The following is a 22,770-nucleotide window of genomic DNA, read 5'->3' as shown; positions in this document are numbered from 1 at the left end:
TGCAGAATGCTTGACAGGAGAAACTGCCTTTCTTTGTTGGCGGCCGCCGGAGTCGGAGCGAAGATCGCTCTCGAACCCACCGTCTCGCAAGCCCAACCGCTCGACGCAGGGGTTGCCGTAGCCAATGGTCAGGCCGTGGAACTCAGCCGTGCTCTGCGCGAGTTGCACGGCTCCCTCCTGGTGTCGATTCGGGAATATGACGGCACGACGCTGCGCCGGGCCCAGCAGTTCGATGGCGACCTGCTGACCGACGGACCGCGACAGTGGCAACTGAAGTGGGATACGCGGCGGGTTCCCGCTGGTCACGGGTGGGAGGTCACCCTGACCTGCACCCTGGAGAAGGGGGCGGCGGAACAGACCGCAATCTCCGTTGATTTCCCATTCGAGAGCTGGGAGACCGCCAACTACGTGATGATTCCCGGAATCATCTACAACGGCAATCGCTATCGCGCCATCGGCAACGGATACAATCCGGACTATCCGGCCGACATGTACTACAACCCACAGTCGCCGCTGACGATATCGAACAACCCGCGACTGGCCGTCGATGCCGCGGCGCCTTCGCGGATCGAGCTGGCGACGTTCAGTACTGCCGCCCCGGCGATGAGCTTCTTCTCGCCCAAGTTCAAAAAGGGATGGATCGTCCTCACCGAGCAGGGAACCCGCCTGGGCAACAGTGGACTCTCGATTGAGGAGAGTGCAGGCAGGGAAAGCTGTGAATTCAGCATCTCGGCACCGGTTGTGCGCCGGCAGGTGGCCGGTTTCGGCGATTTCCGGACGAGCGATGACAGGGCGTCGGACTGGGCTCCCGGTGACGCGGTTTCGATTCGCTTCCAGGTCTTCACCTTCGATGTCGACGGAATTCCGGAAGTCCTGCAAAAATTCATGGATGTGCGAAAGTCGCTCACCGGCCCCACCGTGCCTCGCAACCTACTTCCGATGAGTAAGCTGGCCGAGCTCGGCACCAACATCTGCCGAGGCAATTTCACAGAGACCAAAGCAGGCCGCTACTACCTGCCGGAAAATTCCAGGCACTTTCAACTGGGTTGGGTCAGCGGAATGATCAACACTTACCCCATGTTGGCTCTGAATGACCCGACGGAACGGGGCAGGGTATCCGATGAGCTGGACTTCATCTGTTCCCGCATGAAGGGGCAGAGCGGATTCTTCTACGGCTTCATCAACGAAGACGGAGAGATCCGATCGGAGAAGGCCCACCCCGGCTTCCCGGCGGTGCAGGCGATGGTACGCAAGAACGGAGACGTGCTCTTCTGGCTGATCAAGCATGTGATGCTCCTGAAGGCGCAAGGGCACGGCGACATCGTCAAGGAATCCTGGGAACTGGCCGCAGGCGGTCTGGCCGAAGCATTCACCCGGACCTGGCGAAAGCACGGAGAATTCGGTCAGTACATCGTGCCCGAAACAGGCGACATCGCCGTGTACAACTCGACGGCCGGCGCCATCGCTCCGGCCGGGCTCGCCCTGGCGGCTGAATACTTCCACCGTCCGGACTGGTTGGCCGTGGCCGAGGAAGCAGCCGAATTCTACTATGAGCGCGACATCAAGTCCCGTGGATTCACCAGCGGAGCGTGCGCGGATATTTCACAGGATGCGGACTCCGAAACAGCGTTCGGTCTCCTGGAGTCATTCATGGCGCTGTACCAGTACACCGGAAAGAAGATATGGCTGAATCGCGCGAAGGTCCAGGCTGCTCTGTGCTCGTCCTGGACTCTTGCGTACGATCCGCTGTTTCCGGCAGGCAGTGATATCGCGCGGCTGGAGGGAAGGATGGCGGGCGCCGTTTGGGCGAGCAGCCAGAACAAACATGCCGCACCCGGTGTCTGTACGTCCTCCGCCGACCACCTGTTCAAGCTGTATCGAGCTACTGGGAACAAGAAGTACGCTGAACTCATCAGCGATATCCAGCATGCGCACGCCGAGGCCGTCAACATGCCAGGACACATAACCACCGACTACCTCATCGGTTCGAGCATGGAGCGGATCCAGCCCAGCGATGCCGAGGGCAAGAATGCCGTCGGTGATTTCATCAGGACGAGAAACTCATGGACCGAGACCAATGGTGTCCTGATGGCACTCGAACTTCCCGGTATCTACGTCCGGCCCGGGGAAGGAATTCTCATTCCCTTTGATCATGTAGAGGCCGAGCATGTCAGCGAGAGCCGTCAGGCAACCGTAGTCCGCTTGACCAACAACACGGCCTACGCGGCACGGGTGTCGGTACTGGCGGAGACGGCCCGCCAAGCGGCTCGCCCCCTTGGGTACACGGCGTTCCTCGACTGGCCGCAGGTCGAAGTCCCGGCGGGCGGGGCGGTCACCGTGCGGATCACGAGGAGGGGCAAAGTCGCACGTCAGGCCTGATCCGGCTGAGCCTGTCCCCGTCTACGGTCTGTGACCCGCGGCAGGCAAGCGGCAGGGGGGGGCGGACGCAGCTGCGTCCGCCCCCCCCTGCCGCTTGCCCCTGATGTCAGTCAAGATGGAAGACCTCTTCGGCGGGTGCCCACCGCTCGCCGTCGCCGACGCTGTCCAGTGGCTGCTGGCAGGGGTCGGTACGGGCCCACCAGTCCCGGGTGACCGGGCACTCGGCGATGAGCGCGGTGTCGGCCGCGTAGTCCTCGCCGGTGTACTCGAGGTAGCTGAAGAGCAGCCCGTCACGCAGGAAGATCGAGTAGTTGCCGATGTGGGCGCGCTTGAGGGTCGCGAGGACCTCGGGCCAGGCCGCCGCGTGCAAGGCGCGGTATTCCGCCTCGAGTTCCCCACGCAGACGTATGACCGAGGCGTAGCGTTTCACGGGCATGGTGTGGCTCCTTTCCACGAAGCGCCGAGGAGTTGAGATGTTGGGACGTTGAGATGTTGGAACCTGAGACATCGTCAAGAATGTGCCGGAGCCGCCCTGTTACTTCGACCGGAAGTCGTCACCAGCCCGGCTGATCGAAGCCGATGCCGGGGGCCGTCGGCGCCCGCACCAGCCCGTCGGCGCCGACCGCCGGCTCGCGCTGTACGGGGTTGGTGTACACGAGGGACTCGTAGTAGGTGGTGTTGGGGATCGCCATGCACAGGTGGGCGTTGACCACTCCGCTGCCGTGCACCTCGGCCCGCAGGTTGTAGCTCTCGGCCAGGTGCGCGATGCGCAGGGCTCCGGTGATCCCGCCTTTGAGCTGCGCGCTGGTGCGGACCCGGCTCGCCGCGCCCGCCATGATGAAGTCACCAGCGTTGAAATGCGCGCCGTCGGAGGTCTCCGCGACCAGCAGCGGAATGTCGACCTGTTCGGCCAGCCACCGGTGGGCGGTCACGCTGAACTCGCGCATCGGCTCCTCGTACCACAGGTAGTCCGCCTCGGACAGTGCGCGGCCGAGGTACACCGAGTCTGCGAGGTCGAACCCGGCCGAGCCGTCGTACATGAGCGGGACGTCGTCACCGACGTGGGCCCGCAGCTTCTGGCACAGGTCCGCGTCGGCTCGCGGGTCTCCCCACGCGTGCAGCTTGATGGCGGAGTAGCCGAGCTCCAGACACTGGTCGGCCACATCGAGGTACTCCTCGACGCTGCCGAAGGTGACCGTGCTCGCGTAGGCGGGGATGGCCTCGCGGTAGGGGCCGAGCAGCCGGTGGACCGGCTGGCCGGCCGCGCGGCCGGCCAGGTCCCACAGCGCTACGTCGACCAGGCCGAGCGCGTAGATGGGGAGCTCCTCTATGCGGTCCAGCTCCCACAGGCGGTGCCACAGCAGCTCGCGCATCAGCGGGTCGCGGCCGAGCAGGTCCTCACGTATACGGCGGTTCACCAGATCGGCGACGATCAGCCCACGTCTCGTGTGCGCCTCGCCCACCAGGCCTTCGTCCGTGTGGACCCGCAGGATCCCGCCCACGACCGCCGGCTCCGATCCGGGCAGCCCTGCCCGCCACCGGAAGGGCGGCTGAGCGGGCAGATCGACGAGTTCCACAGTCACGTCGGTGATTCGCATGGGTGTCCTTCATGGGTGGTGGTGTGGGGTTCAGGCGTTGGGGTGGCCCGGGGCGATGCGGTGCCGGATCTCTCGCTGGAACTGGTGGGTGGTCCGGTCGATGTGGTGGGCCATGAGGGTGTGCGCGTGCGTGGGTTCGCCGGTGGCGACGGCGTGGGCGATGGCTTCGTGCTGGGCGGCGGCGTCGCGCAGGGAGCCGCCCGCGAGGCCGGCCAGTCCTATGGCGGTGACCTGGTGTTGCAGGCGACGCAGGGTGTCGATGGTGGCGGCGAAGAAGGCGTTGTTGGTGGCTGTGGCGATGGCGGTGTGGAAGGTGTCGTCGGCGTGGCTGAAGGCGTCGATGTCGTCTTGCCGGGCGGCCCGGGTGGACTGGTGGGCGGCCGCGCGGACGGCTTTGACCTGGGCGGGGGTGGCGCGTTCGGCGGCCAGGCGGGCGGTGGTGGTTTCCAAGTGGCGCCGGAATTCGAAGAGTTCGTCGACCTGACGCAGATCGGCGGGCAGGAAATGGGTCAGGGAGTGCTGCCAGGAGGACTGGTCGGGCTGGGCGACGTAGATGCCGCGGCCCTTGTGTACGGACAGCCGGCCCAACGCGGAAAGGATCTTCACCGCCTCGCGGACCACGGTCCGGCTCGTCCCCACCCGGTCGGCCAGGTCCTGCTCGGTGGGCAGCCGGGCGCCGGGCCCCAGGCCGGCCAGGACGAGGTACTCGAGGATGCGTTCGGCCGCGACCTCGTAGCCGGGACGGTAACCGGCCCCGTCGCCCGGGGGTTGTGGCGCGGGTGCGGTGCTGCGGGCTGCGCGGGTCAACGGCGCTCCCCTTTCACGTCGATCCACTTCTCCGTCGATCCACGTCACGGCGGTCCGGACAGTACGGCGGTCCACGTCGGGCGTGAGCTCGCCGAGCGACGCAGAGACGCGCCATTTGCGATATGTTTCTGATACATCAGCCAATCCGGGGTCAGTGAATCACATTCAAACTCTTGACGCCAGGATCCGGTGAGCTCAGACTCGTTCCGTCCCGCACCGGCCGCCTCACCCCACCTCTCACCGGGGCAGCATCCTTCTCCGCCCGGCCGCAGGGCCCCCGAGAGTGCGGCCGCCCTGGCGGTCGGCACCATCCCGACCCCCTCAGAATCAAGACAATCTCACCATGCAACCGGACATGTTCCAGATCTATCGTCCGGTCATCCTCGCCCTGCTGGGGTCGAAACCTTCTGAAAGGGCAAGCACCTTGGACGACATCAGGCTCGGCGTCATCGGCCTGGGTAATCGCAGCGACCTGGCCGATCTGGCCCACCAGCCCGGATCGGGCTCACTGGTGGCCGCCGCCTGCGACCGCGACCGACAGTTGCTGACGCGCGCCGAACAGCGATTCGGCACCCAGGTGCGGACCGCCGCGGATCACCATGAGTTGCTCGACGCGGGACTCGACGGCGTGCTGGTGCTGACTCCGGACCACACGCACGAGGGGATCGGCCTGGACTTCCTTCAGGCTGGTGTACCAGTGTTCCTGGACAAACCGATGGCAATCACCACCGAGGGGTGTGACCGGCTGCTCGCGGCAGCTCACCGGCATCGGACCCCGCTGTACGTGGGCCACAATATGCGCCACATGCCGGTCGTGGTGGCCATGCGTGAACTGATCGTCAAGGGGGCGATCGGCGAGGTCAAGGTCATCTGGTGCCGCCATTTCGTCGGCCACGGCGGGGACTTCTACTTCAAGGACTGGCACGCGGACCGACGCCTCACCACCGGCCTGCTGCTGCAGAAGGGCGCGCACGACATTGATGTCATCCATTGGCTGGCCGGCGGCTACACCCGGCGGGTGAACGCCATGGGCGGGCTGACGGTCTACGGGGACATCGACTCACACCGCGACCGCAGCGGGGAGCGGATGACCGAGTGGCTGTCGACGGAGAACTGGCCGCCACTCAGCCAGACCGGTCTCCACCCGGTGGTGGACGTGGAGGACCTGAGCATGATGCAGATGCAGCTGGACAACGGAGTTTTCGCGAGCTACCAGCAGTGCCACTACACCCCCGACTACTGGCGCAACTACACGGTGATCGGCACCGAGGGGCGCCTGGAGAACTTCGGCGACTCGGAGGGAGCGGAGGTCCACGTGTGGAACCGCCGCTCCGACGGCCGCGCCGAGGCCGATCTGGTGGTGCCCGTGCACACACCGAGCGGCACGCACGGGGGCGCCGATCCCGTGCTGATGGCGGAATTCCTGCGGTTCGTGCGGGACGGCGGAGCCACCGTCACCTCGCCCGTTGCGGCCCGCGAAGCGGTGGCGGCCGGCTACGCGGCCACCGTGTCGTTGCGGGACGGCGGCCGGGCCGTCGAGGTCGCGGCCCCGGACCGGGACCTGGCCGCGTACTTCGGGCACGGCCAGAGCTGATTCGGGCAGGCGGAAGCCGGCGGGATCCCGTCGGCCCTCCGGGACTCGCTTCAGGTGGCTCCGGTCCGGAAGGAATACGGACCGGAGCCACTTGGCAGTCCGGAGGTCAGTCGGTCGGGCCCAGATCCGGGGCGTCGCAGAGCTCGATCCGCTCGCCCGGCCGGTGCAGTTCCAGGATCACGAGTTCATTTCGGCCGGCCCGCCACACCGGGGCAGGGGCGTACAGGGTGCGCTGGGGTCCGCGGTCCCAGTAACGGCCGAGGGCGAAGCCGTTCAGCCACACCTGGCCCTTGGTCCAGCCCGGCAGGGCCAGGAAACCGTCGGCCGGTTCCGGTACCTCCAGCGTCGCACGGTGAAAGGCCGGGCCCTCGACCTGTTCGGCGGCCCCGAACCGCAGGCCTGCCAGATCGGTCAGCGGGAGGGGGCGGATCTCCCAGTCGAACTGGTACTGGCCGTCGATGCGGACGCCGCCGCTGATGCCCTTGCGATCTTCCAGCAAGGGGCCGTAGTTGATCCGTCCCATGTTCTCCACCAGCAGGTCGAGTTCGGCACCGGTGTCGGGGACGTCGATCGGCAGCGCGTCGAGCGACCCTGTCCGCTCCAGGACGCCCAGCGGCACTCCGTCGAGGAACACCTGGGCCCGGTCCGCGAGGCCGTGCACGCGCAGGGTCGAGTCGGGGAAGGAGCCACGGAGCCACGTGCGGTAGTGGATCAGCCCCAGTGACTGGCCCAGCACCTCCATCGGTTCCGGTGAGAGCCGCTGCCGAGGAGTGGATAGCACGTCGAGGCAGTCTGCCAGCGCCACCGCACCGTTCGGCCGTACCGTCTGCGGGGCGAGCCGGTCCGGTGTCGCGGGTATCGCGTACGGGATCGGGCCACGGTGCCGCTCGATCACCGCGCGGAACGCGTGAAACTTCTCGGTCAGCTCTCCGGCCTCACCGACCGGAGCGTCATAGTCGTAGCTGGTGCAGGTGGGCTGGTAGTCGGTCTCATTGTGGTTGGCTCCGTTCCACCATCCGAAGTTCGTGCCGCCGTGGCCCATGTAGAGGTTGACCGAAGCGCCCTGAGCCAGCATCCGGTCCAGCTCCCCGGCGGCCTCGTCCGCGTTCCGTACGTGGTGGTGCTCGCCCCAGTGGTCGAACCAGCCGTGCCAGTACTCGGAGCACATCAGCGGGCCGGTCGGCTGGTGGCGGCGCAAGGTCGCCAGTGACTCCTCGGGCTGTGAGCCGAAGGTCGCGGTCGCCAGGGTGCCGGGCAGCATGCCCCCGCGCAGTACGCCGTCAGTGGCTCCGTCGGCGGTGAACAGCGGGCAGTCCACGCCGCGTCGGATCAGACCTTGCCGCAGATGGTCGAGGTAGGGGGTGTCATGGCCGTAACTGCCGTACTCGTTCTCGATCTGGACGGCGATCACCGGCCCGCCCCGGCCGGCGAGCAGGGGGCGCAGGACTGGGATCAGCTGGTCGAACCAGGCGTCCACGGCGGCCAGATAGCGGTCGTCGGTGCGGCGCAGCCGCAGCCCGGGGTCGGCCAGCAGCCATGCGGGGAGGCCGCCGAACTCCCACTCGGCGCAGATGTAGGGGCCGGGTCGCACGATCACGTCCAGGTCGAGCCGGGCGGCGGTGCGCAGGAAGCGGGCGACATCTGCCTGTCCGGAGAAGTCGGTCTGCCCGGGAGCCGGCTGGTGCAGATTCCAGGCGATGTAGGTCTCGACGGTGTTGACGCCCATGGCACGCAGCCGCAGCAGCCGGTCCTCCCACAGTTCGGGGTGGACACGGAAGTAGTGGATGGCGGCGGAGACGATCTGGTGGGGGCGTCCGGCGCGCAGGAAGCCGCGCTCGGTCACGGTCAGTTCGGCGGTGGAACGGGGAGGTGTCACAGCTGTTCCCAGGGGGTCGGGGGTGTGGATCGAGGAGGCCTCGTCGGGGGATCCGCTCTGCGCAATTCCCGGAAGAAGGCGGAAAGGGGTCCGGCCGACGTGCGCGAAGTGGTGCCGGCCGTACAGCGGGAAGCCGCTCAGCTCGTGCCGCCGCCCGCTGGACGGTGGCCGAGGCCCGAGAGGCATGCGGGGCGAGGCCGGCGGCGTGCTGATGCGCCGCCGGTGAGGATGTGACGAGGGCACCGAGGTGAGACCTTTCTTCTCGTCCTTCACCCGGCTTCCTCCGGGTCCCGCACGTGCCGGGTCGGTGTCAGCGGGAGTCTCCGAGCGGCGCGGTACGGTCGCCCGGCCGCCCGCGCTCCCCGGCCAGGTAGGCCGCGCCGAGCAGCGGGGCCTCGTCCGGCCGGTGCGCCGGGGTGATGACGACGCGTCGGTTGCGGACCGGATCGGCCTCGGCGAGCCCTGAGCGCAGCGGTTCGGCCAGGAGGTCCCAGGCCCCCGCGATGGCGCCCCCGACCACCAGAACCGTCGGTTCGAAGGCGGCGAGCAGTGGCCCGAGCACCCTTCCCAGGGCACGGAACGTCTCGGTGAACACCTCCGCCGCGGCCCGGTCCCCCTGCCGCGCCCGCCGGGCGATCTCCCGGACGTCGGGCGGCGCCGCGCCGGTCGCCCGTGCGTAGGCCCGCCGCAGGGCACACCGGGACACCGTCTCCTCCAGGGGTCCGCCCGCGTACCGCAGGTTGTGGACCCAGCCTTCGGGAGGGATCCCGGGGCCGTGCCGCAGTATCCGGCCGTCGCGCAGGAAGCAGGAACCCACACCGGTCCCGAGCGTGATACCGGCGACGGTGCGGTGCCCGCGCGCCGCCCCGGCCCACCACTCGCCGAGCACGAACGCGTCCGCGTCGTTGCAGAAGCTGAGCGCGGTGGCGCCGGGCAGTGATGCTGTCAGGGCGGCCCGCAGATCGACCCCCCGCAGGGCTTCGAACTTGCCGACCCCTTCGAACCGCCCGATCCCACGCTCGTAGTCGAACGGACCGGGCAGTGCCACGGCCCATGGGCCCGCGCCGAGGCCGGACAGCCGGTCGGCGCAGCGGACGAGGGCCGACAGGATCTCCTCGGCACTGCCGTTACTGTCCACCGCCTCACGGAACGAGCGGCCGGACCGGAGGCTGCGGGCGCGGATGTCGACACCGGCCGCGGTCACATGGGTGCCGCCGACCTCGAGGACCGAGATGGTGGCCTCGTCTGCGGGGCTCACCGCACCAGCGCCTTCACATAGCGCACCGGTCCCCCGCCGAGGGCCCACACCCGGTAGGCGCCGACCGCGGCGGGCACGGTCAGTGTCTCGGCGTACGCCAGCACATGGCGGTGGCCGCCACTGGTCTCCAGGAGGATTCCGTCGCCCTCCACGACGTTGAGGACGTGGAAGCGGTGGTCCGTGTCGTCGTCCGCAACGGTGTCCGGCGCCAGTGCGATCCGCCGGACCTCGAAGAACATCTCCGGGAGGCGGCCGATGACGTCCTCGTGCCAGCCGTCGCCCGAGCGCAGGGTGCGCGGCGTGGGGACCAGGTCCCTGGCCACGGCTTCCCCCGACCGGTCCGGGTCCAGGTTTTCGAACGCGTGGCCGACGTGGACCGGCCGCTGCCTGCCTTCGCTGTCCTTGCGCAGCCAGTCGTAGAGGCGAAGGCTGTACAGGTACGGCGTCGCGCTGATCTCGAGTACGACATTGCCCTCGCCGCTGCCGTGCGGGGTGCCGCCCGGGATGAGGAAGATCTGGTGCGGATCGGCCGGGAAGGTCTGGACGTACTGTTCGATGTCGAACGGCACGCCGTCGTGGAACGCCCGGTCCGCCTCGTGTCGGAAGGCCGCGAGGTCGGCGTCCTGGCGCAGCCCCAGGAACACCTGCCGGCCGGGCCCGCCGAGCATCATGTAGTAGGTCTCGTGCTGGGTGTACGGCCATCCGAATACGCGGCGCATGTAGTCCGACTGCGGGTGGCAGTGGACGGAGAGGTTGCCACCGCCGACGGTGTCGAGGTAGTCGAAGCGGATCGGGAACGAGGTGCCGAACCTCGCGTGTACGTCGTCGCCGAGGATCGCCTCGGGGTGCGAGGCGACCAGTGCCTGCAGGGGCACCTCGACCCGCGGACCGTCCGGCGTACCCACCAGAATCCCGCTCTCGGGAGCGATGAGCTCGTAGCCCAGCGCGGTGTTGGCCCCCTCCTGGTTGAAGCCGAGCTGCGCCTGGGCCCAATGTCCGCCCCAGGAAGTGGTGTTGAAGGTGGGGCGGGTACGGAAGGGCCGCCTGGCCAGATCTGCGAGGGCAGTGCGCAGGGCGGCGCCCTCCAGCCAGGACGGGGCCTGCGCGTCCTGGGTGTCCAGCCACAGGTCGACGCCGGACACGAGGGTGTCGCGGTGCCGGTCGAGGACGGGCCAGTCGATGTAGAAGAGCCGACGGGTCGTGCCCGCCCCGGTACCGGCGGGCTGCCCCAGGTTGCGGCCGGTCCCGCCGGTGATCTGGGCCTCGGCGTACCGCTTGGGCAGGTCCGCGTACCAGAGCCGGTCGTGCGGCACCAGGGCCGCGCCCGGTCCGAAGACGACCGTTACGGTGTCGTCGGCGGCCCCGGGCTCCGGCAGCCCGGTGAAGAAGTCGGCGAGCCCGGCCCGGGACAGCGGGGCGAAGTCCGGGTCGTCCTCCAGTACCGCGGAGGCGGTCAGGGCAAGGACGTCCGGCCAGGGCGCGAAGTGCTCGCGCAGGTCGGTCTGTTTGGTCGCGACGGCACGGGCGGCCAGCGCCTCACAGATCCCGGCGGCAACCGCCTCCCAGTCCACGGCCGCCGGGCCGTCGACGGCGAGGACAAGACCCGGGGCGAGTCCGGCGACCGCCTCCCGGTACCCGGCGCCCACCTCTGCGGAGATGCTGTAACACGGTTCGGCTTCATAGCCGCGAACTTCCGACATGACGGTGTCAGCCTTTCTGTCTTTCGGTAGGGCTTGCTGATCGTGCGGCTCAGGCCGCTCCTGCGACGAGGGCCGGGAGCACCGCACCCGGCGTGATGCCGGGTCCAAGCGGCGCAGGCGCCGACCGCGCCGTGATCGGGACGGTCGGAGGGCGACGGCGACCGGGTCGCCGTCGCCCTCCGGTCCGCTCAGCCTCCCCGTGGCGCTCCAGCCGCCGGTCCGGTCCCGGCCTGGTGTCCGACGGTGGGATCACGGCCGACGCGGCGATGAAGGCAGGCTCGCAGCCGCTTCAATGCCCATCTGATATTTCTGAGCTACGGATCTCCACAGCTGGAATGTATCCGATCTATGGTCTTGACGTCACGGAGCACCCCACAAATACTGAGCTTCGCCTCGCAATGGATACAAGTACCGGACCTCAGCGCCTCGGGAAACTACAGCCCCACCCCTCGACCTTCGAGGGCAGCACCAGGCTCCTCACGTTCAACGTGCCCAAGAATCTGAGTAATTTCCAGTTCTTCGCAACGGGAAGGTGCACATAAATGCTTGCTAAGTTGGCCGCGCGCTCCAGAAGGCGGGTCGTACTCGGGAGTTTGTCCGCGGCCGCCCTGGTCCTGACAGCGGCGGCGTGCGGAGGGAGCGGCGACGACAAGGCCGCCGGCGGCACCGTCCACCTGGAGTTCTGGGGCTGGGCCCCTGGCTACGACAAGTCGGCCGAGCTGTTCAACGCCACCCACAAGAACATCAAGGTCACCTTCAAGAAGCTGCCGTCCGGTGGCCAGGGCGGCTACGACAAGATGCTCTCGGCGGTGAAGGCGGGCAACGCCCCCTGTCTGGCGCAGATCGGCTTCGAGTCCATACCCACGTTCCTGCTCGAGGGCGCCCTGGAGGACGTCTCCCAGGAGGCCGGTGCCGCGAAGGACAAGTTCGTTCCGTGGACGTGGAACCAGGTCACCGTCGCGGGCAGGACCTACGGCATCCCGGTCGACACGGGCCCGATGGCCATGTACTACCGCAAGGACGTCTTCACGAAGTACGGCATCTCGGTGCCGACGACCTGGGACGAGTACGCCAAGGCGGCCGAGAAGCTGCACAAGGTCGACCCCGAGGCCCACATCGTGAACCTGCGGGCGATCACCCTGTCCGGCCTGGCCTGGCAGAAGGGCGCCAAGTGGTTCGGCACCGAGGGCGACGCGTGGCACATCGGCGTCAACGACGACCAGTCCCTTCAACTCGCCAACTACTGGCAGCAGTTGGTAGACAAGAAGCTGGTGGCCACGGACCAGGGCTACAGCCCCGCGTGGTGGAGCGGCCTGCAGTCCGGCAAGGTGGCCACGGCGATCGGCGCGGTCTGGCTGAACCCGCTGATCGCCCAGAATGCCCCCAAGGCCAAAGGCAAGTTCGCCGTCGCCCCGATGCCGCAGTGGACCGCCGGGGAGAAAAAGTTCGGCAACGACGGCGGCGGCAGCACGGCCCTGCTCAAGGGCTGTCAGCACAAGGACGAAGCAGTCGAGTTCGCCACCTGGATGAGCACCGACCCCGACAGCCTCAAGAATCTGATCACGAAGACCGGCATCTACCCGGCCGCCACCGCCGGACTTGAGCTGCCCGAAGTGAACAAGGGCGTGGACTACTACGGCGGCCAGAACATCTACAAGGTGTTCGGCGAAGCCGCCCAGCACACGGACACGAACTGGCACTGGGGTCCCACGCAGTCGCAGTTCGGTGTCGATCTGGACGAGGCGACCGCCAACGCCTACGCCGGTTCCGGCACGCTGTTCGACGCGCTCAACAACGTACAGAAGAAGACGCTCGCGGCGATCAAGTCGAAGGGCGTGAAGGTCAGATGACCCGCGATGTGGACTCCTCGACAGTGCCGGTCGCGGACCGGCCGGCGCGGTCGGGCGGTCACGGACGGGACCGGTTCGCCGGTGTCCCGGGCCGGGAGCGGCGGCCGTCGCGCGGCCGCTCCGGCAGCAGGCTCGCCGCCCGGCGCAACCGCTCCGCCGCCGTGCTGCTCGCCCCGTTCGGCGTCCTGTTCCTGGCCGTGTTCGTCATCCCGATCGGGTACGCCGTCCATCAGAGCCTGTTCCGGGTGGAGCGCTCCGGGCTCGGCTTCGGGGCGCCGCGCACCGTCTTCGCCGGCCTGGACAACTACACGCGGGTGCTCACCGACAGCACGTTTCTGAAGGGCGTGGGCAGGGTCCTGGTCTTCGGCCTCGTCCAGGTGCCGGTGATGCTGGGTCTCGCCCTGCTCCTCGCCCTGCTCCTCGACTCGCAAGTGGCACGGTTCAAGCGCTTCTTCCGCGTGGCGTACTTCCTGCCGTTCGCGATCCCCGGTGTGATCGCGGCGGTGCTGTGGGCCTTCCTCTACATGCCCGGCATCAGTCCGTTGAACGACGTCGGCAGGAGCATCGGCGTAGACGTCGACTTCCTCTCCCACAACGTGATCCTCTTCTCGATCGGCAACATCGTCACCTGGTCCTGGACCGGCTACAACATGCTGATCATCTACACCTCGCTGCAGTCGGTCCCCAAGGAGCTGTACGAGGCCGCCGAGCTGGACGGATGCTCCGGATTCCGGATCGCCTGGCACATCAAGGTGCCGCTGGTGCGCCCGGCCCTCACCCTGACCGGCGTCTTCTCCATCATCGGCACGCTGCAGCTGTTCGGCGAACCGATGGTGCTGCGCCCCATGACCGCCACGATCAGCAGCAACTACACCCCGGTGATGCTCTCCTACCAGGCTGCCTTCGGCCTCAACGACTACAACTTCGCCGCGGCTGTCGCGGTGGTCCTGGCCCTGGCCACATTCGCCCTGTCCTACGGCTTCCTGCGCCTGAGCACACAAGGATCGCGATGAGCACGCAGCCCACACCCCGAGACCGCGGGTCCGACCCCGGGCGGGCGGCGCCGCCCGCCCGCCGTCGCGGCACCTCGGCCGCCCGACTGAGCACCACCGTGCTGCTGTTCGCGATCGCGGGCTACTTCCTGCTGCCGATCTGGTGGCTGATCGTCTCGGCGACGAAATCCAACGGCGACCTGTTCGGCAGCAACGGCTTCTGGTTCGGCTCGCACTTCCACCTCGCCGACAACCTCACGAAGGTCTTCCGGCACAGCGACGGCGTCTTCGGCCGCTGGCTCCTCAACAGCCTTCTGTACTGCGGGGCCGGGGCCCTGGTGGCGACCCTGTTCGCCGCGATGGCCGGATACGCCCTGGCCAAATATCCCTTCAAAGGCCGGGAGGGTGTCTTCGCCGTGATCCTCGGCGCGGTGCTCATCCCCCCGCCGCTGCTCGCCCTCCCGCTGTATCTGCTCGCCTCGTCGACCGGCCTCGTCAACACGTACTGGTCGGTGCTGATCCCGAGCGCCGTCACCCCCTTCGGGGTCTACCTCGCCCGCGTCTACGCCGAAGCCTCCGTGCCCGACGAACTCACCGACGCCGCCCGGGTCGACGGCGCGGGAGAACTCCGGATCTTCTTCACCATCGCCCTGCGGCTGATGTCGCCCGCGCTGGTCACCATCTGCCTGTTCCAGTTCGTGGGGATCTGGAACAACTTCTTCCTGCCACTGATGATGCTCGCCGACGACTCACGCTGGCCGCTCACCCTGGGGCTCTACTTCTGGAACAGCCAGCTTCGGGACCAGCCCTGGTACGACATCGTCGTCACGGGCTCCCTGGTGTCGGTGGTCCCCCTCTGTATCGCCTTCCTCGCCCTCCAGAGGTTCTGGCGCTCGGGGCTGTCCGCCGGAAGCCTCAAGAGCTGACGCGCGGACAGTTCCGTGCTGATCAGCTTTGGCGAGTGTTGCGGGCTTCTCTCAGCAGGTGAGGGCAGTGGCTCACCCGAGGAAGGCGTGGAAGTGGGAGCCGGATCGCTCGTACCGGATGGTGAGGCGCCGGCGGCCGAAGAGCCGGGCGATGGACCGCTCGGTCCTCCAGCGGTGCCGGCCGAGCTGTTCGCCGGACTCGATGCCCGGCCGTGCGATGCGTGGGACGACTCCCCGCTCGCGCGGCCAGGCCAGGTGTTCGGCGGAGAAGTCCGTCTTGTCCGCGCGGAGTTTGGCCGGGCGTCGTCGACGGGTTCCGCGTCGGGAACGGATGGCGGGTATGCCGCGGACCGACGACTTGAGGGCGAGGCTCTCGTGCATGTTGGCGCCGACCATGGCAACGCTGAGCGGGACGCCCTGAAGCTCGGCCAGCAGATGCAGTACGCTGCCCTGCTTGCCGCGAGCGACCGGGGGCGGCCCGGTCAGCGAACGCCCTCTTTCGCCCGCTCCGAGGCGGCGTCAACGATCGCATATGTCCAGTCGAGCTCAGCCTGGCCGCCGAGTTCGTCCAGGACCGCCCGGTTCGATCCGCGCCACAGCCCCGCCTTGGCCCATGAGGTGCGCCGTCGCGGGCGACATCCCGGACGTCTCCAGCAGGGGCCGCCAGGCACCCCCGCTGGTCGGCATGTACACCACCGCCGTGAATCCGACCCGCTCGTCCAGCAGCACGGTTCCGCCGCCCTGAGGGCGGGAGTTGAACGACGAAAGCAACGGAACGCCAAGTTCCGACAGACCGTCAGGAACCAGCCGCCGCGACAGATCGGCACCCCCGAAGAGACGTCGTGCCGCAGCTCACACCACCACGTGGGGCATCCCCTCAGTCCGAACCTTCGTGGTGCCCTGCCGTGGTCGCGGCACGCCCTTCCCGTCGGAGCCGGCATCCCGATGACTGCGGGCTGCAGCCGGTGCCAACCATGCCTCTCCTGTGCCAACTATGAATCCTCGTCACAGCTGCTGTGACCACTGCCGCTAGTGTGATGCGCCAGAAATTGCAGCTGTAAGTCTGTAGGCTGTTTTCATGTCGCATCGGGGTCCGCGTGCTGTCGAGGTCGTACTGTCCGAGGAGGAGCGCGCTGAGTTGTCGCGTTGGGTGGGTGGTGGGGCGGGATCTCGTCCGGCTGAGCGCGCGCGGATCGTCCTGTCTTGCGCGGATGGCGCGTCAAGTTCCCAGGTGGCGGCTGACTTGGGCGTGAACGTGGCGACGGTACGCAAGTGGCGCTCCCGGTTCGTGGACCTACGGATGGCGGGCTTGGTCGACGAGCCGCGGCCGGGCCGGCGCAAGTCGGAGCTGGTACTCAGCAAGACCGAGCGCGCGCAGTTGACCCGCTGGGCGAAGCGGGCGAAGACTGCGCAGTTCCTGGCGCTGCGCGCGAAGATTGTGCTGCGGTGTGCGGAGGGCAGGACGAACAAGCAGGTCGCCACCGAACTCGGGGTGGCGCAGGCGACGGTCAACCGCTGGCGGTCGAGGTTCGTCACCGGTCGCCTGGACGGGCTGATGGACGAACGGCGTCCGGGACGGCCCCCGTCGATCCTGCTCGACCAGGTCGAGGACGTCGTCGTGGCGACCTTGGAGTCGACGCCGGGCAGGGACACACACTGGTCGCGCGCCTCGATGGCCAAACGCACCGGACTGTCGAAATCCACCATCGGGCGGATCTGGAAGAGGTTCGACCTCAAGCCGCACCTGCAGGACTCCTTCAAACTCTCCACCGATCCGCAGTTCGTCGACAAGGTCGTCGATGTCGTCGGCCTGTACCACAACCCGCCCGAAAAGGCGGTGGTGCTCTGCGTGGACGAGAAGAGCCAGATACAAGCTCTGGACCGCTCCCAGCCGGTGCTGCCGATGATGCCGGGCATGCCCGAGCGTCGCACCCACGACTACCTGCGGCACGGCATCACCAGCCTGTTCGCCGCCTTCAACATCGCCGACGGCACCGTCATCGGTGAACTCCACCGCCGCCACCGGGCGATCGAGTTCAAGAAGTTCCTGGTCACGATAGACAAGGCCGTCCGCAGCGAGCTCGACGTGCACCTGGTGTGCGACAACTACGCGACCCACAACACTCCAGAGATCAAGGGGCGTTTCCCCTTAAGCGTGGACACCCTGGACACTGGATCCGTGAAGATCCGGAGATCAGGAGTTCCCGTTGGGGACCTACAAGTACTCGGCTGAGTTCCGAGCCGACGCCGTCGCGCTGTACCGCTCCAGCCCGGGGCGGCCGGTCGCGTCGGTGGCCGCTGACCTGGGCGTGAACCACGAGACGCTGCGCCAGTGGATCAAGGCCGCCGAGAAGACCGAGCATCCCGGGACCGGGGCGGCATCGGAGAAGGACGCCGAGATCGCCAGGCTGCGCAAGCAGGTCCGCGAGCTCGAGCAGGAACGTGAGATCCTGCGCCGGGCGGCCAAGTATTTCGCGGGCGAGACCAACTGGTGAGCCGCTTCCAGTTCGTCGAGGACCACCACCGCGCCTTCGGCGTGAAGCGGCTGTGCCAGGTCCTGGAGGTCTCCCGCTCCGGGTTCTACCGCTGGCGCGAGGCAGCTCCGGCCCGGGTGGAGCGTGAGCGCGCCGACCGGATGCTCACGGAGCGGATCAAGGAGATCCACACCGAGTCGGACGGCACCTACGGCAGCCCGAGGATCACCGCCGAGCTGCGGGACGCCACCTGCCCGGTCAACCACAAGCGCGTCGAGCGCCTGATGCGCGAGCACGGCATCGTCGGAGTCCACCTGCGCAAGAAGATCCGCACCACCGTCCCCGAGCCGGAGGCGGCCCCGGTGCCCGACCTGCTCCAGCGGGACTTCACTGCCACGGCGCCGAACACGAAGTACGTCGGCGACATAACCTACCTCCCAGTCGGTGACGGCCAATTCCTCTATCTGGCAACGGTGCTGGATCTGCACTCCAAGCGGCTTGCGGGCTGGTCGATCGCCGACCACATGCGGACCGAGCTGGTCACCGACGCGCTGCGGGCCGCCGCCGCAACCAGAGGTGGAGACCTGGCCGGCGCGGTGTTCCACACGGACAACGGCGCCCAGTACTGCTCGAAGGACTTCGCGAAGGTCTGCCGCGAGCTCGGCGTGACCCGATCGCGCGGGGCCGTCGGCACCTCGGCGGACAACGCCGCCGCCGAGGCGTTCAACGCGAGCCTGAAGCGGGAGACGCTCCAGGGCGCGAAGCGCTGGCCGGGAGCCCGCGCGGCCCGGCTCGCGGTGTTCCGGTGGATCAACCGCTACAACACCTGGAGGCGGCACTCCGCCCTCGACCACATGACCCCGATCGCCTACGAGCAGAGATCAGTTACCCTGGCCACGGCCGCATAGCACCCGGTGTCCACGCTCCCGGGGGAAGCCCCAAGACCTGGCTGGCCAGGCACCCTCGCTTCCACGTGCACTTCACCCCCACCGGCTCGTCCTGGATAAACCAAGTCGAGCGCTGGTTCGGCCTGTTGACCGACAAGCTCATCCGCCGCGGCGTCCACACTTCCGTAAAGGCGCTGGAAGACGACATCAAAGCGTGGATCGCAACCTGGAACGAGGACCCGAAGCCCTTCACCTGGACGAAGACCGCCGACGAGATCCTCAACTCACTCGCCGACTACCTCGCCAAGATCACCCCACCCAGCACCGAATCCTGACAAGAAAATAAGCTCGCCATTTCTGGCGCAGGACACACTAGGTGACATTTCGGGTCACCGTCGACCTGGTCTTTTGCCAACCATCGGCGGTACCTCAACGCGCCAGATGCCGAGTCTTCTTGGCACATCGGTACAGACCGAGGGCACCCGCCACGCCCGCCTCGACGTCGGCAAGATGGGGCACGCCTCTCTCCTTGCCGCGCTGATATGGTTCCTGCCCGGCGAGCCATGAATAATTCCCTCGAAAGTGTGCTCGCACGTCCCTGCACATTAATGTGACTGCCCCCTCGAAGTAAGCGAAGAATCGCTCCTCCGGCTCTCCTTGACCCGAGCTCGGCATTCCGTTCATGGCAGATTTCTAGGCCGTGACAGGACCACGAGATCCTCTGAATCTCCCTTGCATAGGCTTCGTTCCTTCTCGGACTCACCCAGCTGCGTGCAGAAACGGCCTGCCCACTACCACACCGCCATGACGCGGTTCTCTTGATCCGCTGGGTCAAGTTGCAGAACCCGCGCATGTCTCAGCATGATCACGGCGTTTTCCGCTGCACTGCTATGAACGTGAGGCAGAGCCATGCCACTCCGTACCCTGCTGCGAGACGCCGCGCGGGTTCCCGCATCTACCACCAGTCCTTGGTCGGACACATCTCGGCTGTCCGACCTCGCGCACGCGCACACCATTTCGACCGAAGCTGCCGCTCAACTCGTCATGCCGGGAGACTGGCATGCCCGATGGACCACGGCTTGGCGCCACGGGAAGACGCAGGTCGCCTGTTCCGTGAAAGACCTCAACCAGGTCGACATGCTGTCCAGTGTTCCCGTACGCCGCTTCACCTGGCGCACCGGGCAATGGCATCGCCCGGGCCTTGAATACCTCGTGACCACGGATCGCCACCATGGTTTTGAGAGTTTCGAGGAGGAACTCCTGCTTCTGGTAGCCGACTTCGCCGGAGGCCTGGTGGAAGCCCTCGCGCAACCGTTCCGGCTGCGCTTCCAGAGCACCAGCGGGCGGGAGGACCATATTCCCGACTTGTGCCGTTCAGAAATGCGTTGCTGCAGGTCGTAGGGGGTGTGGTGGCGCTCAGGGTCGCGTGGGACGATGCCGCGGGTGATTGTCTCGCTGGTCTATCGGGTGACGAGGAAGCTGTTGTCGGTCCCGGTGTTGCTGCTGCGTCGGCAGGTGGCCAAGGACACCGAACTTCTTGTCCTGCGGCACGAGAACGCGGTGCTGCGCAGGCAACTTGCAGGTCCGGTGCGCTACGAGCCGGCGGACCGGCTGTGGTTCGCGGCGTTGTCCTCGTTGATACCCTGGCGTCGTTGGGCGCAGGTGTTCCCGGTGACTCCGGGCACCGTGCTGGCGTGGCATCGAAGGCTCGTGGCGCGCCGGTGGGACTACAGCAAGCGCCGGAGCAGGCCCGGCCGGCCACCGACCACGAAGGCGATCAAAGAGCTGGTGCTGCGGCTGGCCGCAGAGAATCCGCGTTGGGGGTGTTGCAGGATCCAAGGCGAGCTCGCGCGGCTCGGGCATCGGGTCGGAGCCTCCACGGTCTGGGAGATCTTGACTGTTGCCGGAGTAGGCCCTGCTCCCCGTAGAGGTGGGCCGACGTGGCGCGAGTTCCTGACGGCGCAGACCGACGGCGTCATCGCCCGCGACTTACTGCACATCGACCTGGCTGATCGTCGCCGGGTCTACGCACTGGTCTTCCTCGAGCACGGCACGCGCCGCCTGCACATCGCTGGTATAACCGCGCATCCGACCGCGCAGTGGACGGTCCGGCAAGCCCGCAGCCTCGCCGTCGACCTGGGCCTGCGCTTGGAGTCGCTGCGCTTCTTGGTCCGCGACCGGGACCGCAAGTACACCGAGTCCTTCGACGCGGTCTTCGCGTCCGAGGGCATCGAGACCCTGAAGACGACGCCGCGGGCCCCACGGATGAACGCGCACTGCGAAAGGGCCATCGGGACACTCCGGCGCGAGGCCCTTGACCACCTGCTGATCCTGAACGAAGCCCACGCTCGACGCGTGCTCGACGTCTACGCCTTCCACTACAACGGCCATCGCCCCACCAGGCCCGGGGACAACTTCCTCCCCTCGCCCAGGAGCACCCGGCGCCCTCGACCGACTTGACCGCGCACCGACTCCTCCGCACCCGAGTACTGGGCGGCGTCATCAACGAGTACAGATACGCGGCTTGACCAGCAGCGATGAGTTTCTGAACGGCACAGCCGCCAGCTGCGCATGCACGTGCTCCTGGTCGCCCAGTCCGCCACCGCCCGCGCCCTGGGAGGCCCGGAGGTCCGCGAACAGTTCGCCACCCGCATCCTCGCCCGCTACAGCATGAACGCCTGGCGCATGCTCGCCCCCGAGGTCCACCCGGCGCCGAAGTCCACCAAGCACGCGGGCCGCGCCCAGGTCGTCATCGGCGGCTCCGCCCGCGAGACGCAGGTGCTGTTCTTCACCGAGGCCGAAGCCCGCGAGTGGGCCACCACCGGCAAGAAGGCCACCGACCCGAAGCCCGCGGACCTCCCGACGCAGCCCGGCCCGGTGCAGCTGCAGAAGCCGCCCGCCCCCGATGCCACCGAGGCGACCACGGCCGCGCCCGATCCGGCCCCGGCCGCCGACCGCGACTTCCTCGCCGACGCCTGGAGCCTCACGCCCCCGGCTGCCGACCCGGGCGACAGCGCGGCCGCCGCGACGACCGCAGCGACGTCGCCGGCGAACCCGGCCCCGGTCGACGACGACCAGGTGATGGGGCTCCGCGAGGCGTTCGAGAACCACCTGCCGGGCGCCGCCAGCCTCCACGCCCTGCGCACCGCCCGTCACACCGACGCCACCTTCCCCAAGCACGTCGCCAAGCGCGGCTCCGCATTCCTCTACCGCGTCGGCGACCTCAAGAAGTGGGCACGCAACCGGCCCCGCGCCGCCTCCGGCACCACCGAACTCGAGGATGACTGACCCGCCCCGGCCCAACCGCCGACGTCCGCGAACCGGACCTGTCCGCTTCGGCCGACACGATCCCCCCCAGTCCTGGTGAACACCCGGTTCACCAGGCACAGCACAGAAAAGGAACACCGCACCATGTGGAACAAGAAGAGCACCCTCCCGGAGCTGCTGCGCTTCACCGACCCCGGCATCCGCGAACAGCTCGCAGCGCTGCCCGCCTCCCAGATCCTGATCGGCATCGGCCCTGACGGGCAGCCGGTCTGCGTCGACCTGGACGTCGAATCGCCGCACGTCCTGGTCTGCTCCGGCAGCGGCGGCGGCACCACGTCCACCCTGCGCACCCTGACCGCCCAGCTCCTGCACCACGGCGGGCACGCCCTGGTCCTCGATACCAAGCGGATCTCCCAGCAGTGGGCGCGTGCCCTGCCGACGGTGACGTACCGCACCAACCTCGCCGACATCCACGACGCCTTGGTCGGACTCCAGGCCGAACTGAAGCGCCGCATCGACCACACCGACCAGGACGGTGACACCGACGACCTGCCGCGCCTGACGGTGGTGTTCGAGGCCGCCGACCACACCCTGCATAAGCTCGCCCGCTACTGGGACACGGTCCGGGAGAAGGGCGACCCGAAGACGTCCCCGGCCGTCGACGCCCTTCACGAGCTCCTCTTCGTGGGCCGTGAGGCCCGCATCCACGTCTTCTACCACGGCCACGCCCTCAACAGCGCCCTCGGCTTGGGAGGGCACGAGCAGTTCTCCACCGTGCTCCTCGGGCGGGTGACCACCCGCACCTGGGACCGGCTCGCCCCGCAGATCGACTCCGCCCCGAAGTCCAGCTCGCACCCGGGTCGCGTCCACGTCGTGCAGGGCTTCACCGCCCACCCGACGCAGGTGCTGCTTATGACCGACGCCGAAGCCGCCGCGTGGGTCGCCGCCACGGCGGCCGAAGAGGGCTGACCCCGAGTCGGACACACCACGGGCCCCGGGGGATCAGCCATGACCTCCCTGGGGCCCGGCTATATGGAGTCGCCGACTCAACGATCTCCGCCCGCTGCGGTATGGGTGCCGGACGCGGAGCAGGGGGAACGTCGCCGCGGATCTGAGGTAAACCAGAACCATGAAGACCCAGGAAGCGTTCTGCGTGCGATGC

At 67.9% G+C, this 22,770-nt stretch carries 18 protein-coding genes and 2 pseudogenes; 13 read left to right on the top strand and 7 right to left on the bottom strand.

Features of this window, described 5'->3' with window-relative positions; all coding sequences use genetic code 11:
* The first annotated feature begins 6 nt into the window (after positions 1-6).
* Positions 7-2,379 carry a hypothetical protein gene (locus OG306_RS00770; protein ID WP_266908043.1) on the top strand — a complete coding sequence of 791 codons (2,373 nt, stop codon included), beginning with the start codon at positions 7-9 and terminating at the stop codon, positions 2,377-2,379.
* 106 nt (positions 2,380-2,485) lie between these two features.
* Here OG306_RS00770 and OG306_RS00765 read toward each other — a convergent pair whose 3' ends face one another.
* The 3 genes from OG306_RS00765 to OG306_RS00755 form a co-directional block, all read right to left on the bottom strand.
* Entirely contained in the window at positions 2,486-2,815 is a 330-nt protein-coding gene (locus OG306_RS00765) for an L-rhamnose mutarotase (RefSeq protein WP_266751875.1), read from the bottom strand.
* Positions 2,816-2,933: 118 nt separating this feature from the next.
* Positions 2,934-3,977, bottom strand: coding sequence for an enolase C-terminal domain-like protein (locus OG306_RS00760; RefSeq protein ID WP_266908041.1), 1,044 nt, complete (start codon positions 3,975-3,977; stop codon positions 2,934-2,936).
* A 30-nt stretch (positions 3,978-4,007) separates the two neighbouring features.
* Positions 4,008-4,784, bottom strand: a complete 777-nt coding sequence (locus tag OG306_RS00755; protein ID WP_327259592.1) for a FadR/GntR family transcriptional regulator — start codon at positions 4,782-4,784, stop codon at positions 4,008-4,010.
* 424 nt (positions 4,785-5,208) lie between these two features.
* Between OG306_RS00755 and OG306_RS00750 the strand changes: the two genes are divergently transcribed.
* Positions 5,209-6,378, top strand: a complete 1,170-nt coding sequence (locus OG306_RS00750; RefSeq protein WP_327259705.1) for a Gfo/Idh/MocA family protein — start codon at positions 5,209-5,211, stop codon at positions 6,376-6,378.
* Between the two features lie 106 nt (positions 6,379-6,484).
* On the opposite strand, the gene OG306_RS00745 is transcribed toward OG306_RS00750, so the two are convergent.
* From OG306_RS00745 to OG306_RS00735, 3 genes are all read right to left on the bottom strand, one after another.
* Complete coding sequence (locus OG306_RS00745) at positions 6,485-8,254, bottom strand: glycoside hydrolase family 35 protein (RefSeq protein WP_266908037.1); 1,770 nt, start codon at positions 8,252-8,254, stop codon at positions 6,485-6,487.
* A 310-nt stretch (positions 8,255-8,564) separates the two neighbouring features.
* Positions 8,565-9,512: an ROK family protein gene (locus OG306_RS00740; protein ID WP_266751871.1), complete on the bottom strand. Its 948-nt coding sequence runs from the start codon at positions 9,510-9,512 to the stop codon at positions 8,565-8,567.
* On the bottom strand, positions 9,509-11,212 hold the full coding sequence (locus OG306_RS00735; protein WP_266751870.1) for a class I mannose-6-phosphate isomerase: 1,704 nt from the start codon (positions 11,210-11,212) through the stop codon (positions 9,509-9,511). Before OG306_RS00735 ends, OG306_RS00740 begins: the two co-directional genes overlap by 4 nt.
* Before the next feature lie 542 nt (positions 11,213-11,754).
* Between OG306_RS00735 and OG306_RS00730 the strand changes: the two genes are divergently transcribed.
* The 3 genes from OG306_RS00730 to OG306_RS00720 are packed head-to-tail and all read left to right on the top strand — an operon-like array spanning position 11,755 to position 14,980.
* A complete protein-coding gene (locus OG306_RS00730) occupies positions 11,755-13,062 on the top strand; it encodes an ABC transporter substrate-binding protein (RefSeq protein WP_266908035.1) in 1,308 nt (435 codons plus the stop codon).
* Complete coding sequence (locus OG306_RS00725; RefSeq protein WP_266751867.1) at positions 13,059-14,075, top strand: carbohydrate ABC transporter permease; 1,017 nt, start codon at positions 13,059-13,061, stop codon at positions 14,073-14,075. Before OG306_RS00730 ends, OG306_RS00725 begins: the two co-directional genes overlap by 4 nt.
* Positions 14,072-14,980, top strand: a complete 909-nt coding sequence (locus tag OG306_RS00720) for a carbohydrate ABC transporter permease (protein WP_266751865.1) — start codon at positions 14,072-14,074, stop codon at positions 14,978-14,980. Before OG306_RS00725 ends, OG306_RS00720 begins: the two co-directional genes overlap by 4 nt.
* Before the next feature lie 72 nt (positions 14,981-15,052).
* Here OG306_RS00720 and OG306_RS00715 read toward each other — a convergent pair whose 3' ends face one another.
* On the bottom strand, positions 15,053-15,361 hold the full coding sequence (locus OG306_RS00715) for a hypothetical protein (RefSeq protein WP_266908033.1): 309 nt from the start codon (positions 15,359-15,361) through the stop codon (positions 15,053-15,055).
* Between the two features lie 232 nt (positions 15,362-15,593).
* On the opposite strand from OG306_RS00715, the gene OG306_RS00710 reads away from it, so the two are divergent.
* The 8 genes and pseudogenes from OG306_RS00710 (at position 15,594) to OG306_RS00675 (ending at position 22,577) form a co-directional block, all read left to right on the top strand.
* A complete protein-coding gene (locus OG306_RS00710; RefSeq protein WP_266751862.1) occupies positions 15,594-15,725 on the top strand; it encodes a hypothetical protein in 132 nt (43 codons plus the stop codon).
* Between the two features lie 333 nt (positions 15,726-16,058).
* The gene (locus OG306_RS00705) at positions 16,059-17,213 is read left to right on the top strand and encodes an IS630 family transposase (protein ID WP_323187899.1); all 1,155 of its coding nucleotides are present in this window, start codon (positions 16,059-16,061) and stop codon (positions 17,211-17,213) included.
* Positions 17,188-18,362, top strand: a protein-coding gene (locus tag OG306_RS00700) for an IS3 family transposase (protein WP_371665036.1) whose coding sequence is annotated in 2 segments (ribosomal slippage) — positions 17,188-17,458 and positions 17,458-18,362 — 1,176 coding nt in all. Because the reading frame shifts where the segments join, the coding sequence is not laid out codon by codon here. The genes OG306_RS00705 and OG306_RS00700 overlap by 26 nt, the downstream gene beginning before the upstream one ends.
* 32 nt (positions 18,363-18,394) lie before the next feature.
* Positions 18,395-18,676, top strand: a pseudogene (locus OG306_RS00695) (IS630 family transposase); the annotation flags it as partial.
* 778 nt (positions 18,677-19,454) lie between these two features.
* Positions 19,455-19,742, top strand: coding sequence for a hypothetical protein (locus OG306_RS00690; protein WP_266908029.1), 288 nt, complete (start codon positions 19,455-19,457; stop codon positions 19,740-19,742).
* 42 nt (positions 19,743-19,784) lie between these two features.
* Positions 19,785-20,869: pseudogene (locus tag OG306_RS00685) on the top strand (integrase core domain-containing protein).
* A gap of 43 nt (positions 20,870-20,912) precedes the next feature.
* Positions 20,913-21,629 carry a hypothetical protein gene (locus tag OG306_RS00680; RefSeq protein WP_266908027.1) on the top strand — a complete coding sequence of 239 codons (717 nt, stop codon included), beginning with the start codon at positions 20,913-20,915 and terminating at the stop codon, positions 21,627-21,629.
* A 123-nt stretch (positions 21,630-21,752) separates the two neighbouring features.
* Complete coding sequence (locus OG306_RS00675) at positions 21,753-22,577, top strand: hypothetical protein (protein WP_266908025.1); 825 nt, start codon at positions 21,753-21,755, stop codon at positions 22,575-22,577.
* Positions 22,578-22,770 lie beyond the last annotated feature (193 nt).

Source organism: Streptomyces sp. NBC_01241 (assembly GCF_041435435.1).
Taxonomy (GTDB): domain Bacteria; phylum Actinomycetota; class Actinomycetes; order Streptomycetales; family Streptomycetaceae; genus Streptomyces.
This window is presented reverse-complemented; position numbering and strand designations above follow the sequence as displayed.

Coding starts and splice junctions, on each gene's coding strand:
- OG306_RS00770 (WP_266908043.1), top strand. CDS start 7: ATGCTTGACAGGAGAAACTGCCTTTCTTTGTTGGCGGCCGCCGGAGTC.
- OG306_RS00765 (WP_266751875.1), bottom strand. CDS start 2,815: ATGCCCGTGAAACGCTACGCCTCGGTCATACGTCTGCGTGGGGAACTC.
- OG306_RS00760 (WP_266908041.1), bottom strand. CDS start 3,977: ATGCGAATCACCGACGTGACTGTGGAACTCGTCGATCTGCCCGCTCAG.
- OG306_RS00735 (WP_266751870.1), bottom strand. CDS start 11,212: ATGTCGGAAGTTCGCGGCTATGAAGCCGAACCGTGTTACAGCATCTCC.
- OG306_RS00730 (WP_266908035.1), top strand. CDS start 11,755: ATGCTTGCTAAGTTGGCCGCGCGCTCCAGAAGGCGGGTCGTACTCGGG.
- OG306_RS00725 (WP_266751867.1), top strand. CDS start 13,059: ATGACCCGCGATGTGGACTCCTCGACAGTGCCGGTCGCGGACCGGCCG.
- OG306_RS00720 (WP_266751865.1), top strand. CDS start 14,072: ATGAGCACGCAGCCCACACCCCGAGACCGCGGGTCCGACCCCGGGCGG.
- OG306_RS00715 (WP_266908033.1), bottom strand. CDS start 15,361: ATGCACGAGAGCCTCGCCCTCAAGTCGTCGGTCCGCGGCATACCCGCC.
- OG306_RS00710 (WP_266751862.1), top strand. CDS start 15,594: ATGAGGTGCGCCGTCGCGGGCGACATCCCGGACGTCTCCAGCAGGGGC.
- OG306_RS00705 (WP_323187899.1), top strand. CDS start 16,059: ATGTCGCATCGGGGTCCGCGTGCTGTCGAGGTCGTACTGTCCGAGGAG.
- OG306_RS00680 (WP_266908027.1), top strand. CDS start 20,913: ATGCACGTGCTCCTGGTCGCCCAGTCCGCCACCGCCCGCGCCCTGGGA.
- OG306_RS00675 (WP_266908025.1), top strand. CDS start 21,753: ATGTGGAACAAGAAGAGCACCCTCCCGGAGCTGCTGCGCTTCACCGAC.